The organism is Binatus sp. (SeqCode), from assembly GCF_049584895.1.
GTDB lineage: Bacteria > Desulfobacterota > Binatia > Binatales > Binataceae > Binatus.
The window spans coordinates 1-12,434 of sequence record NZ_JBAUYR010000014.1 but is presented as its reverse complement, the minus strand read 5'-3'; the positions used below and the strand labels follow the sequence as shown (position 1 = coordinate 12,434).

Sequence of the window (12,434 nt, the reverse complement as noted above, 5' to 3'; positions counted from 1 at the left end):
ATGAAATACGGACCAATCGGAAATTGACGCCTGAACTTAATGTTGCAAAGCCGCCTGCCTCGAAGATGACGCCAGAGAATATTCTCTGCCACCGTCTGCTCGCGGCGTAGTCTGCGTGCTGTTTCGTGAGACGACTTGGACGAGGGCATGGCTTTCAAGGAAGTTTGCAGTTTCGGAGAGAAACACAAGGCGCGCTGGGAACCAAAACATTGAATCGCGCGCGAAAAAAATGCGCGCTGAACAAGGTCCCTCACCTTAAATCCTCTCCCGACGGGAGAGGGGAAGAGCGCCGCCGAGTTATGCCCAAAGGTTTCCGAAGGGAGAGGATCGAAGCGCTCCTTAGCTGGCCGAAGGGCGAGCCCTAGAGATGCAAGGGACCCTACTCAGTGCGCGAATTTTTCGCCCTCGATGAGGATTCCGTCTTCGCCTCGAATTGGATACGTCATTTGCCATCGACTGTACAAAATCGCAACTTACCAGCTATCGATGTACGGATACTTTTTCCCGCTGCGCGGCTCCGGCGGCGCGCTCGACTTCAACCCGGCCGCAATCCATCGCCTCGAATCAGCGGGATCGATCACATCGTCGACTCCGAAATGCGACGCGTTGTTGATTGCCTTCCCACGCTGGTACATCGTCGCGACCATTTCGTCGAAACGCTTTTTGCGCGCCGCCGGCTCCGTGATCGCCGCCAACTCGTTCCGATACCCGAGCTTCACCGCGCCCTCGAGGCCCATCGGCCCGAACTCGCCCGTCGGCCACGCCACCGTGAACAGCGGCGCATCGTAGCTCCCGCCGGCCATCGCGATCCCGCCGAGTCCGTAAGCCTTGCGCAGCACGATCGTGAAAAACGGCACCGTCGCATTCGCTGCCGTCAGAAACATTCGCGACGAATGCCGCACCAGCGCGGTCTTCTCGATTTCCGGACCCACCATGATTCCGGGAGTGTCGCACAAAAATAAAATCGGAATATCGAACGCGTCGCACAACTGGATCATGCGAGCGCCCTTGTCGGCCCCGTCACTGTCGATCGCTCCCGCCAGGTGCTTCGGATTATTCGCAACCACGCCGAACGGATGCCCTTCAATTCTGATGAACGCCGCAATCATCGTCAGCCCGAAGTCGCGCCGAAGCTCGAGCACCGACCCCGTATCCGCCATCTTCTCGATAACGTCGCGCACGTCGTAAACGCGCGATCGGTTCTCCGGAATGATATTGCGCAGCAGCCGCTGATCGGCGCACTTCCACTCCTTCACTGCGCCCTGGAAGTACGAAAGATACTTGCGCGCGACCCGCACCGCCTCCGCCTCGTCCTCGACCGCGATATCGACGACGCCGTTCGGCACCTGCACTTCCATCGGCCCGATCTCCTCGGGACGAAAGATCCCGAGTCCGCCGCCCTCGATCATCGCCGGCCCGCCCATCCCGATATTCGACCCGCGCGTCGCAATCACGACATCGCAACATCCCAGCAGCGACGCGTTCCCCGCGTAGCATCGCCCCGACGTGATCCCGACGAGAGGAACCAGCCCGCTCAGCTTCGGAAAATCATGAAACGATCGCGAGTTGTGAAAGCCGCCATCAGTATCGCCCGGACGCCCGCCGCCGCCTTCCGCAAACAACACCAGCGGCAACCGCAACTCGCGCGCGATCTGGAACATCCGATCTTTCTTGCGATGGTTCTGATGCCCCTGCGTGCCGGCCAGCACCGTGTAGTCGTACGACATCACGACGCATCGCGCCTTCTCGCCGCCGAACAGATTTCCATTTACGGTCGCGAGCCCGGTGACGAGCCCGTCCGCCGGCGTGTTCTTGATCAGGTCGTCGATCGTGCGCCGCCGCCGCTGCGCCGCAACCACAATCGGCCCGTACTCGACGAACGTTCCGGGATCGCAAAGCTCCTCGATATTTTCCCGCGCAGTGCGCTGCCCGGTCTTCCGCCGACGCGCGACCGCATCGGGACGCGCCGCGTCGAGCCCGACCTCGTGCCGCTCGATCACTTCCGTCAAGTCAGCCCGCACAACTTCGTTATCTTTAGTTGGTGATCCCACGCCCGCAGATAATACTGAAAAAAGGAGAAAAACTCTTCAATACTGAGGTTCGATCTACTATTGTTCGCGCACAAATATGGACACCGACGATCGTCGTGCACGGCACCGCGATGCTGACGCTCGCCGATCCCATCATGCGCGCGGTCAACGTCTCGATGTTCCTCAAAGGCCTCGCGATGATTGCGTGCGCCCTGTTCATCACTCAGTTCGGCGTCAGCCCCGCCAGCACTCGCTGAACCATTTACACGCACCCGCCAATCCAGATCACGCGCCCGATTATCTTCACATTCGAAACCACCATCGCTTCATATTTCGGATTGTCGCTGCGCACCAGCAGCTTCCCGTCGGGCCGCCGCTGGATACGCTTCACCGCCAGCCCGCCGTCATGCCGCAGCAGGTAGATTCCGTCCTGTCGAAATCGCGGCTCCGCCAGGTTCGCAAGGATCAAATCCGAATCCTCGACGGTCGGCGCCATCGAGTCGCCAATCACTTCGATCAGGATCAAATCGCGTGACTCGGTGTGGAGCGCCCGCTTCACCCAGTCCGCGCGGAAAGCGATCGAATCGACCACCTGCTCGCTGCGCAGTATCCCGTCGCGCCCGCTCGAAAATCGGATACTGTTGCGCGGCATGAAGATGAAGTCGCCGTGCTCGACCGCGCGCGTGACCGCATGCGCTCCCTGCGCCGGCTCGCTCCCCGTCGCCAGCCATTCCACCGACACCCGCGCCGCCCGCGCCAGCGCCACCAGGTTCCCCACGCTCGGCTGGCCCCGGCCCGACAGCCATTTGTAGATTGCGTTATCGGATACCCCGACCACCGTCGCCAATGTGACCACCGATCCGAACGACTGGATCACTTGAGTCAGCCGCGCGCGAAACGCGGCGTCAACCACAGTAGTTGACATAAATCTCCTAATGTGAAATAAGATTCTTAAAGCGCATGATCCCGCCTCAAGCAAAGCACTCCCAACTCAAAGCGAAACCTCCGCCCACGCCATCCGATCGGATCTCCCGCCATTGCCACATGCCTTCATGCCTCCCCCAACTCGCCGCCACCCAATCTCCCCGAGTACACATCTTTAGCTCACTTCGTGACCTTGTGCCCGCCACGCCGCCGATTTTTCTCCTCGACGCGTCCCTCCCGCTATCTCGGTCCCACTCCAACTCGTCGTCGCACTGTGCATTCCCGACTCAACTCGCGCGGAGGATTTATGGAACCCGCGACCGTTTCGATTCGTCCCGTCGTTTCTAATCGCTCAGTCGCCTGTCTGTGGTGTCACGAGAGCACCACTCACTCCGACGTGATGCGCCATCACGGCCTCTGTCACGCGTGCGTGCATCACATCGCCGACATCAGTTGGCGCGTGGTTTACGATCGCGACCGCAACATTGGTTCGATTCCGTCCAATCTCAGGCTCGCGTACGGCTTATGAACCCAAGCTGCAGCCGGATGCCTGCGCTCGATCGCGCTCCGTCGCCGGCGCCGCGTTTCAATTCTTTTGCGGACCCCGCCCACACCACGCTGTACGATCAAATCGGCCACTCGATTGGTGGCGACGCCGCCGACAAACTGATTGCCGACCTCGGCGGCCGGCGCTTGTATATCCCGATAACTCCCACCTCCGGCAGTACGATCGCGCGCTCGATTGGATTGCTCGCGGCGCTCGCGATGGCGCGGGCGTTCGGAGGCGACCGCCTGCTGATTCCGGTCACCAGCGATCACTTGCGTCGGCGCGTGCGAATCGTCGAGATGCGCGCGGGCCGCGTCAGCATCTCGCGCATTGCGCGAGAACTCCGATGCACCGAGCGCTACGTCTATAAGGTCCTCGCGTCGAATCGCACCCCCGAAATTCATTCCTGCGATTGCTCCCGCTCCTTCAAGCAAAGAGGCCGGGGCTTAGGTTCCTCAACAACGTCCGCGCCGATCGCAGAGCGGTTGAAACGTGGACACATCAACCAGCGCTCGTGACGCGTACAGCCCCGAATTTCTAGCCGCCGTCGAACGCGTTCTCGCCGTCGAGGGTGGCTACTCGTCGAATCCCGCCGACCCCGGCGGCGCAACCAAGTTCGGAATTTCCGCGCGCTCGAATCCGGACGTTGATATCGCGACGCTCACCCGCGACGCCGCGGTGAAAATTTACTGGACCGAATGGTGGATGCGTTTCGGATTTGCGCAACTGCCCGCCGCGATAGCGGCGAAGACTTTCGACCTCGCGGTCAACATGGGCGCCGCTAACGCTGTCGAATGTCTTCAGCGTGCGTTGCGCGCATGCGGTCTGCCGGTGACCGAAGACGGCGCGCTCGGGCTCGCGACTGCGCTCGCATCGCGACGCGCCGATCCTGCCGCGTTGATGGCTGCGCTGCGTTCCGAGCTCGCCGCGCACTACCGGATGGTCGCATTGAACCGCAACGGCGGCGCCGACTTTCTCAAAGGATGGCTCAACCGCGCATACGCGTGACGTAAGAGGTTTCTCAGGTGACTAAGAAAGCGTTCTACAAATCGAAGGCGTTTTACGGATGCGTCAGCACGATCGTTCTGATCGTCGGTGACATGGCGTCCAACGGCGTGAGCATCGGCAACATGACCGCGCTGATGACTGCGGGATTTGCGCTTTACGGCCGTATCGTCGCGACCGCGCCGCTGGCGGTCAACGACCGATCGGAGTTTGACGTCGAGGATGCAAAATCAGATGTACGAAAAAGCAAGGTTCCGGTTGATGCCGATCATGGCGCTTAACCTGTTGGTCGCGGGATGTGCTCCGACTTACGCGCCGCATATCGACGCGCCCGCGACGCAATGCAGGTCAACTGAAAAACTCGCGCCGCTCGATCCGCGGCCGGAGTTGCCGGATGCGGAGCAAGCGCCTTGTCCCCCTGGTTCCGGGTTGGCGGCGTGTTTCACGCTCGACCAGGACGTCGTGCGGCAGCGGCGGTTCAAGATTTTGCACGACGATCGTGATTACTGCCGCGATGCGTACGACAGGGCGCGCGGACGCGCCGGTGAATAACGTGCGGCCGGGAATTGAGGTGGGGCCGAAGAACCTAACCCCTAACCCCTTCCCGAGCGGGAAGGGGAGCCAGATTGATTGTAGTAGCCGCTTTAGGTGCGAAAAGGAGAACCAGATTGTGGGGAGTAATCCCTTCGCGAGCGGGAAGACCCCACTCCACTCCAGTCCCCCTTCCCAATATGGGAAGGGGTTAGGGGTTAGGTCGCGAAAAGTCCACATCTTCCTCCCCTTCCCGCTCGGGAAGGGGTCGGGGGTTAGGTTCTCTGGCGCCACGCTATTGCTCATCTCGACGATCCTGCTCGCTGCGGCTGCGGGGTGTGCGCAGGTGCATGAGAAAATGTTCACGCTCGACTGCGCTGTCGGACGCGCGCCGCTTGCGGGCGAGCTCGCGCCGGGGACTGCGATGGCGCTCGACGTTTCGAGCAGTCCGATCCCGCTGCTCTTCCCGCCGCATCGCGCGATCGCCCGATGCGACAGCGCAGGCGTCGTCACGATGAATATCGAAACCCCGGTGGATACCGGCCTGAGCCAGCTATCGACTCCACTAAGCACGGCCGCCAGCCACATCACTTATGCGCCGTGACCCGTGGCGACGGGAGCGCAGTGACCCGTGGCGACGGGAACGCAGGAAAGAGAATCAATCACGCCCGCAACCAAGAGGTGAGACTTAAATGAGTTCGAAAACCAGAAGCGTTCTGTGTCTGTGCGCGTCCGCGTTGATGCTCTCCGCATGCGCGCAACAGGGCGGCGGGCTACTGCAGCCGACACCGAAACAGATCATCAGCGGGAAGAATACGATCGTGCCGAGTTCTGCCGCGCTCAGCATGGAGGCCACCAACTTCTGCAACGCGCAGGCGCAGGTCGATTACGCGGGCCTCGTGCTTTACTGCGAAGGCAAAACTCCCGCGCTGCCGCTGTCTATCAGCACCACCTATCAGACCGAGAGCAACCAGTTCTCGTGCCAGGTCTACGGCTACACCAATTCGAGTAATCAACTGATCGTGCCGCAGACCGTGACTCTCGGAAATTGCCCGACCGGAGCAGCGCCCGCGCCGGTGACTGCTCCTTCAGGCGCACCCGCGGTGAAAACTTCCGCGGTCCCCACATTCCGGTTCCCCTTCCCGCTCGGGAAGGGGTTAGGGGTTAGGTTCCTGGCAGCAATTGTAACGTCTAACACTGAGAAAGCGGCCTAAGTCGATGGGTAGCGCGGCGGCATTGGCAATCGTTGGGAAACTTGCACCGATCATTGCGGACGCGATGGCGCCGGAGGTCGCCGCGCTGTTCAAGTCGTTGCCGTTTGGACTGGTCGCGGCGGCGCCAAACTCCGACGTCGAGATCGCAGTTGCGGCCAATATCGCGCGCGCGATGCCGGCGGTCACTCCCGCGATGTTCTCAACCATCAGGAACAAGATTGGGGTCGCGGTTGCGATCTATGCGACCGAGCATCTGGGTGACGATCTGCAATCCGACGCAGCCTGGATGGATATCCAATCGCTGGCGCAGGCGGGAATCCATGCGGAAGGCCTGGACGCTTCGCTGATCGCGGTCAGCACGATCCGCCAGATGATTGCGTCGGGGATCGAATTGTACCGCGCCGGAATCGGCACCAAGGCTCTGACGGTCAGCAAGTAGGAAGATGGAACGGTCGTGAGACTGAAAAAGAAAGAAAAGCTGCGTGCGCTCCGAGAGCGCAAGAGCATGTGGGGCCCAAGGAAACCGAAGGACTGGAAACTGATAATCACGCTCGGCAGACCGACCAAAAAGAACTGAGGTAAGAAAAAAATGGCGACATCGACTTTCATTTTGCTGGACGACCAGATGGTTACTGCTCTCGTTTCGTACGTCGACGATGAGGGTAATCCGGCGACTGCGCCGGCGGGGGTGGTTCCTGCCTGGTCGGCGGCCGATCCGGATGGAACGCTCGCGCTGGCTCCCAGTGCCGACGGCAGCTCCTGCGTAATCAAGGCGACGGGCAAGCTTACGGTGACGCAGGCCGCGCAGGTCTTGGTGGCGGCGGGAACGCTCAGCGGAAATGTGCAGATCCAGGTGAACGCCAGCGCGGCGGCGTCGCTCGCGATCGGGCTGGGTACGCCGGCGCATGTGTGAGGGGATGAGATCGCGGTTGATGACGGGGAACCTAACCCCTAACCCCTTCCCTCGAGGGAAGGGGGACAATCGCGCGTTTGGTTTCTCTTCACTCCAAAGAAATGATTGCTCACTACAGTCCGGTTCCCCTTCCCACTATGGGAAGGGGTTAGGGGTTAGGTCGCCAGAAGCGTTCGCAGCGCTCCGCGTCCGGTTCCCCTTCCCGCTCGGGAAGGGGTTAGGGGTTAGGTTGCCCGCATTTCGATCATTCCAAGCTGGAGCGATCTAATTGGAGTGGGGCAATGCCGCCGGATGGGTCGCCGCCTTCATCGCGTTTCTCGCGGTCAACGCGAGCACGATTCAATGGCTATTGAAGCGGCGCGACGAACAACGTCAGCGCGACTCGAGCCGGGTCGACGATATCGAAAAACAGCTGGTCGAGTTGCGCGTCAATCTGCCGCTCGAATACGTGCGCCGCGAGGATTGGATCAGGTTCAGCGGCACGCTCGACGCGAAGCTGGATGCGATGCGCGAAGAAGTCCGTGAGCAAATCGCAGAGGTAAAGGAAAGGCTATATGCCGGACGGAATTGATCTCGAAAAAAAGAATCGCGAGGAAGCGCGCTGGCGGATGCTGCGCGTGGTCGATGCCGGACGGCCGATAGCGGTCTCGGAGCAGATAATCTGGCGCGTGCTCGCCGATATCAAGCTCTCGCTGTCGCTCAATACCGTGCGCCGCGAACTCGCCTACCTGCGCGACTTAGGCTTGCTCGAACTCGAAGGCGAGGACAGCGAGACCTGGTTCGCAAAGCTCACGGCCAGCGGCGTCGACGTGGTCGAGTACAACTTCCCGTCACCGGCGGGAGTGGCGCGCCCGCGGAAGTACTGGTGAGGGGTGGCGGGATGAAGAAAGAAAAAGACGGAAAGAAAGAAAATACCGACGGACATCCAAAACGAGTGCCTTACCAACCGCTTCCGCCAAAGACTTGGAAGATCAAGCGGATGGCCCGAGACCTCAAAGAGCAGCTTGACGCGCTGCTCCGCGAGGGCACCATGCATACCTCGCTGCAACTGCAAAAATGGTTGGCGGACAATGGTTTCGAGATCTCTCGCCGATGCATCGACGACTATCGCCACAACTTCGAACGGCAACTCGATTCGGTCCGGCTTGCAACCGAGCAAGCGCGAATGGTTTGCGAACAGTTCAAAGGCGATGATGCGCAAATGCAAGGCGCTCTGCTGAGACTGGTGCAAACCCGTCTCTTCGAAATCCTGGTGGTCGCGAAAGAAAAAGAAACCAGCCGCAAAAAACGTACTAGCCCGACCGTCGCAGCCGTAAACGTCGGTGCTCTCGCACGCTGCGTCTCAGGCCTGGTGAAAGCCGAAACCGAGCACCAGAAATGGGCCGAGCACATGCGCGCAGGAGTAGCCGCAGTCGCGCAGAAAGTCGAAGAAGCCCGTGACAAGGGCCTCAGCAAAGAAGCCGCCGATCAAATCAAAGCAGTCCTGATGGAGATTTGAGGATGAAAGATCGATCATTTCCTTCCGCTCTCTTTGTGTCATTCAGAGCGAAGCGAAGAATCCCGGAGCAATGCGTGCAGGCCCAGCGCGCAGAAAAGCATCCTGGAATGCGGACCCTCACCCGCGCCGGAGGCGCAACCTCTTTCTGAAAGGGAGAGGCAATCCGGGATTCTTCGCTACGCTCTGAATGACACGAGCAACAAACCGGAAATTACTCAGTCAAATACTCAGTTGAATAGCTATTAGTCTAATGAATGAACCTCTATCAATACTACTTCCTTATCAGCGGCGATGGTTGGCTGATCAGTCGCAGGTCAAAGTTAGTGAGAAATCGCGGCGGATTGGGATTACCTGGACCGAGGCTGCCGATCGGGCGCTGGGAGCTGCCACCACCGGGCGCGCCGGGATCGATGGGTGGTATATCGGGTACAACAAGGACATGGCGCTCGAGTTTATCGAGGCGGCGGCGCGGTGGGCGCTGCGGTTTAACCGGGCGGCTGAGGCGATTGAGGAGATTGTGCTCGACGATGAGCGCGCCGACATCCTCGCGTATCGGATTCGGTTCGCGTCGGGACATAAGATCGTTGCGCTTTCGTCGCGGCCTTCGAATCTGCGCGGCAAGGAAGGGTGCGCGGTGATCGACGAGGCTGCGTTCCATGAAGATTTGGCCGGACTGCTGAAAGCCGCGCTGGCGTTCACCATGTGGGGCGGCCTGGTGCGAATAATCAGTACTCACAACGGTGCCCACAATCCATTTAATGAACTAGTCAATGAGATTCGGGCGGGACGGAGGCCGTACTCACTTCATCGCACGACTTTTGATGAAGCACTATCCGACGGACTATACAGAAAAATCTGCGAACAGACGAAAGTAGAGTGGACGGAGGCGAAGCAGCGCGAATGGCGTCAGCAGATTGTCGACTACTACGGTGATAACGTCGGCGAGGAGTTGTTCTGTATTCCGCGCGCGTCGTCGGGCGCGTACCTGAGCTCGGTTTTGATCGAAGCTCGGATGAAGGCTGGAATTCCGATCCTGCGATGGGAGATGCCGGCGGAATTTTCGGGGCGTCCTGAAGCGCATCGATACTCGGAGACTCAGGCGTGGTGCGAAGACAATATCGCGCCGGCGCTCGCAGCGCTCGATCCTAATCTGACAACCTGTTTCGGCGAAGATTTCGGACGCTCGGGAGATCTGACGGTTATCTGGCCGCTGCAAATCGGCCAGGACCTGATGCGGCGGACGCCGTTCATCGTCGAGCTGCGCAACATCCCGTTTCGAAACCAGGAGCAGGTGCTCTTTTATATTATCGACCGGCTCCCACGCTTCACCACTGGCGCGATGGACGCGCGCGGCAACGGGCAGTATCTCGCGGAAACCGCGGCGCAGCGCTACGGCGGGCGAATCGTGCAGGTGATGCTGTCGGAGTCGTGGTACCGCGAGAATATGCCGCGCTACAAGGCGGCGTTCGAGGACGGCACGATCGAGATTCCGAAAGATGCAGACGTGCTCGCGGACCATCGCGCGATAGTGCTGGAGCACGGCGTCGCGAAGATTTCGGAGCGGCGTGCGGGCAGCGACGGAAAGGGTCGGCATGGTGACTCGGCGATGGCGGCGGTGTTGGCATTTTTCGCGTCGCGCGCGGAAGCGGGAAAGGTCGCATACTTTCCGGCGCGCGGGATGGGGAAGCGGGAGAAGTTTGACGGGCGAGGGAATCCGTTTGGGTCGGCGCCGGTGGAGGATGAGGTTGGAGCAGGGAGGGTGAGGGGATTTTGAGGAACCTAATTCCTAACCACTTCCCTCGAGGGAAGGGGAACAATCGTAAGAAAAGTGAGGACGCTCGCATTGAGCTGGATGCCGGCGCCCTCACCCGCGAAGCGCGACCTCTACCGAAGGGAGAGGTATAAGAATGAATAGCTACTGGAAATGGAAATGTGAAGAGTGCGGGTACGAGTTTATTCTCGCGCTGGTTCGACTTCCGCATCCGTGCCGTCGATGTGGCGGCGAGTGGTTTCTGAAGATTGACGAACTGGCTACCAAAGAATCTCGAACTGAATAGTCCCGTTGGAGAACAACAATGACTCTCTATGATGCTTACGGGCGCGAAGTTGATACCGGGATGTTGCGCGAAGAACAGGCGGCGCCGACAATGGCGGGAGTGCGTAATATATATTCCGTTATGCATCCATCGATCGGGCTTACACCGGAACGCCTGTCGCATATTCTGAGAGACGCAGAAATCGGAGATCCCTATTTGTATCTAGAGCTGGCTCAGGAAATCGAAGAAAAGGATCTCCACTACCTGGCGGTGCTCGGCACTCGCAAGAACGCGGTCGCGCAACTGGACGTCATCGTGCGAGCGGTGTCCAGTTCGGCGGAGGATCAACGGGCCGCGGCGATGGTGCGCGAGATGCTTTGCGATGGGCCGATACAGCTCGACAGCGTGCTGTTCGACGTGCTCGATGCAGTGGGGAAGGGATTTTCGGCGACCGAAATAATATGGGATACGTCTGGGAGAGAATGGTTTCCCGCACAGTTGAAGTGGCGCGACCCGCGCTGGTTCGCGTTCGATTGGATATCGGGCGAGGAAATCCTGGTGCGTACCTTGAAAGGCGAGACAATCCCGGTCGAAGGCGATGCGGCACCGGCGCTCCCGACCCATTTCGGCGGCGGCGGAATGTACGCGGCGATGAATCCGGGAATCGGGATTCAGCCGATGACCGCGCCGCTAGCGCCGTTCAAGTTCATCACGCATTTCGCCAAGGCCAAAGCCGGTCTGCCGATACGCGGAGGGTTAGCGCGCGCGGCGGGATGGGCGTACCTGTTCAAGAACTATGTACTAAAGGACTGGGTAACGTTCACTGAAGTATTCGGACAACCCTTGAGGGTAGGCAAATACCATCCGGGCGCATCGGAACAGGATAAACAGGCATTACTCAATGCAGTATCGCGAATAGGCACTGATGCGGCGGCAATAATGCCGGAGACGATGGTGATAGAGTTTACCGAAGCGCATCAGAATGGCAGCGCGGAGCTGTATGAGCGATTTTGTGAATACTTAGATGCGCAAGTGAGTAAGGCAGTACTCGGGCAGACATTGACTACTGAAATGCCTAATGCGGGCGGATCGCGCGCGGCCGCGCAGGTGCATGAGGGAGTACGGCGCGACATTCTGAATGCGGACGCGCGGCGATTGGCGGCGACGCTCGCGCGCGACCTGGTGCGGCCGATCGTCGAGCTGAACATGGGGCCGCAGGTGCGGTATCCGAAGATCGAGCTTGGACTGCCGGATGATAGCGACGTGAAAGTGTTCGCGGAAGTCGTCGCGATGCTGGCGGATCGAGGGCTGAGAGTGGGGCAGAAGACGATACTGGATAGGTTGGGGATTGCGGCGCCGGCGGAGGGGGAGGCGGTGCTGGGGCCGATCAAGGGAGTCGGGGAAGGGGAGATCACTTGATTTTGTGGAACCCCGCCATGGGTTCCACACCTCCTTGGGCAGGGTTAAACCCTGCACCTTAGAATTAAGAAAGATGCGGGACTTCGTCCCTGTTAGAAGGTTTAGGGAAGAGATGTCGATGATCAGCGGATTCCTGCTGGCGGCGGCGTCTCGATTGTCTCGCCGCAGGTCGAGCCGCAATCGGGGCAGACGTACAAGTATTTGTCGCCGTTGGGGAGCACGAGCAGCAGCCGCTTGCGCACTTTGACCGCGCGCTTGCATTGCGGACACGCCAGCAAAGTGGCTTCCATCCGCTCGAACGATGGCCTGCGATTCTG

At 59.9% G+C, this 12,434-nt stretch carries 17 protein-coding genes and 2 pseudogenes; 15 read left to right on the top strand and 4 right to left on the bottom strand.

Annotated elements, in window-relative coordinates:
• Together WB650_RS02700 and WB650_RS02695 are read right to left on the bottom strand one after the other, a co-directional pair.
• Nucleotides 1–149: DUF559 domain-containing protein (locus WB650_RS02700; protein ID WP_423959331.1), on the bottom strand; the 149-nt coding region annotated here is incomplete at its 3' end.
• 324 nt (nucleotides 150–473) lie between these two features.
• A pseudogene (locus WB650_RS02695) lies at nucleotides 474–2,033 on the bottom strand (acyl-CoA carboxylase subunit beta); the annotation flags it as partial.
• Nucleotides 2,034–2,041: 8 nt separating this feature from the next.
• Here WB650_RS02695 and WB650_RS02690 point away from each other — a divergent pair.
• The gene (locus WB650_RS02690) at nucleotides 2,042–2,287 is read left to right on the top strand and encodes a hypothetical protein (RefSeq protein WP_423959329.1); all 246 of its coding nucleotides are present in this window, start codon (nucleotides 2,042–2,044) and stop codon (nucleotides 2,285–2,287) included.
• Nucleotides 2,288–2,292: 5 nt separating this feature from the next.
• Here the strand turns inward: WB650_RS02690 and WB650_RS02685 are convergent, their stop codons facing one another.
• A complete protein-coding gene (locus WB650_RS02685; protein WP_422307237.1) occupies nucleotides 2,293–2,955 on the bottom strand; it encodes an XRE family transcriptional regulator in 663 nt (220 codons plus the stop codon).
• 306 nt (nucleotides 2,956–3,261) lie between these two features.
• On the opposite strand from WB650_RS02685, the gene WB650_RS02680 reads away from it, so the two are divergent.
• The 14 genes from WB650_RS02680 (at nucleotide 3,262) to WB650_RS02615 (ending at nucleotide 12,117) form a co-directional block, all read left to right on the top strand.
• Complete coding sequence (locus tag WB650_RS02680) at nucleotides 3,262–3,483, top strand: hypothetical protein (protein ID WP_423959327.1); 222 nt, start codon at nucleotides 3,262–3,264, stop codon at nucleotides 3,481–3,483.
• On the top strand, nucleotides 3,480–4,019 hold the full coding sequence (locus WB650_RS02675) for a helix-turn-helix domain-containing protein (RefSeq protein ID WP_422307233.1): 540 nt from the start codon (nucleotides 3,480–3,482) through the stop codon (nucleotides 4,017–4,019). Before WB650_RS02680 ends, WB650_RS02675 begins: the two co-directional genes overlap by 4 nt.
• Nucleotides 3,994–4,509, top strand: a complete 516-nt coding sequence (locus WB650_RS02670) for a glycoside hydrolase family 108 protein (protein WP_422307231.1) — start codon at nucleotides 3,994–3,996, stop codon at nucleotides 4,507–4,509. The genes WB650_RS02675 and WB650_RS02670 overlap by 26 nt, the downstream gene beginning before the upstream one ends.
• A 17-nt stretch (nucleotides 4,510–4,526) precedes the next feature.
• On the top strand, nucleotides 4,527–4,787 hold the full coding sequence (locus tag WB650_RS02665; protein ID WP_423959324.1) for a hypothetical protein: 261 nt from the start codon (nucleotides 4,527–4,529) through the stop codon (nucleotides 4,785–4,787).
• Entirely contained in the window at nucleotides 4,741–5,058 is a 318-nt protein-coding gene (locus WB650_RS02660) for a hypothetical protein (protein WP_423959323.1), read from the top strand. The genes WB650_RS02665 and WB650_RS02660 overlap by 47 nt, the downstream gene beginning before the upstream one ends.
• A gap of 325 nt (nucleotides 5,059–5,383) precedes the next feature.
• The gene (locus WB650_RS02655) at nucleotides 5,384–5,641 is read left to right on the top strand and encodes a hypothetical protein (RefSeq protein ID WP_423959321.1); all 258 of its coding nucleotides are present in this window, start codon (nucleotides 5,384–5,386) and stop codon (nucleotides 5,639–5,641) included.
• A gap of 88 nt (nucleotides 5,642–5,729) precedes the next feature.
• A complete protein-coding gene (locus WB650_RS02650; RefSeq protein ID WP_423959320.1) occupies nucleotides 5,730–6,251 on the top strand; it encodes a hypothetical protein in 522 nt (173 codons plus the stop codon).
• A gap of 22 nt (nucleotides 6,252–6,273) precedes the next feature.
• Complete coding sequence (locus WB650_RS02645) at nucleotides 6,274–6,690, top strand: hypothetical protein (protein WP_423959318.1); 417 nt, start codon at nucleotides 6,274–6,276, stop codon at nucleotides 6,688–6,690.
• Between the two features lie 150 nt (nucleotides 6,691–6,840).
• Nucleotides 6,841–7,164 carry a hypothetical protein gene (locus WB650_RS02640; protein ID WP_422307219.1) on the top strand — a complete coding sequence of 108 codons (324 nt, stop codon included), beginning with the start codon at nucleotides 6,841–6,843 and terminating at the stop codon, nucleotides 7,162–7,164.
• 268 nt (nucleotides 7,165–7,432) lie between these two features.
• Complete coding sequence (locus WB650_RS02635; RefSeq protein WP_422300588.1) at nucleotides 7,433–7,735, top strand: hypothetical protein; 303 nt, start codon at nucleotides 7,433–7,435, stop codon at nucleotides 7,733–7,735.
• The gene (locus WB650_RS02630) at nucleotides 7,719–8,033 is read left to right on the top strand and encodes a hypothetical protein (RefSeq protein WP_423959315.1); all 315 of its coding nucleotides are present in this window, start codon (nucleotides 7,719–7,721) and stop codon (nucleotides 8,031–8,033) included. Before WB650_RS02635 ends, WB650_RS02630 begins: the two co-directional genes overlap by 17 nt.
• 11 nt (nucleotides 8,034–8,044) lie before the next feature.
• Nucleotides 8,045–8,662 carry a phage protein Gp27 family protein gene (locus tag WB650_RS02625; protein ID WP_423959313.1) on the top strand — a complete coding sequence of 206 codons (618 nt, stop codon included), beginning with the start codon at nucleotides 8,045–8,047 and terminating at the stop codon, nucleotides 8,660–8,662.
• Nucleotides 8,663–8,912: 250 nt separating this feature from the next.
• Nucleotides 8,913–10,436: a hypothetical protein gene (locus tag WB650_RS02620; RefSeq protein WP_423959312.1), complete on the top strand. Its 1,524-nt coding sequence runs from the start codon at nucleotides 8,913–8,915 to the stop codon at nucleotides 10,434–10,436.
• 301 nt (nucleotides 10,437–10,737) lie between these two features.
• A complete protein-coding gene (locus tag WB650_RS02615; RefSeq protein WP_422300584.1) occupies nucleotides 10,738–12,117 on the top strand; it encodes a DUF935 domain-containing protein in 1,380 nt (459 codons plus the stop codon).
• A gap of 122 nt (nucleotides 12,118–12,239) precedes the next feature.
• Here the strand turns inward: WB650_RS02615 and WB650_RS02610 are convergent.
• Nucleotides 12,240–12,434 (bottom strand): annotated as a pseudogene (locus WB650_RS02610) (hypothetical protein); the annotation flags it as partial.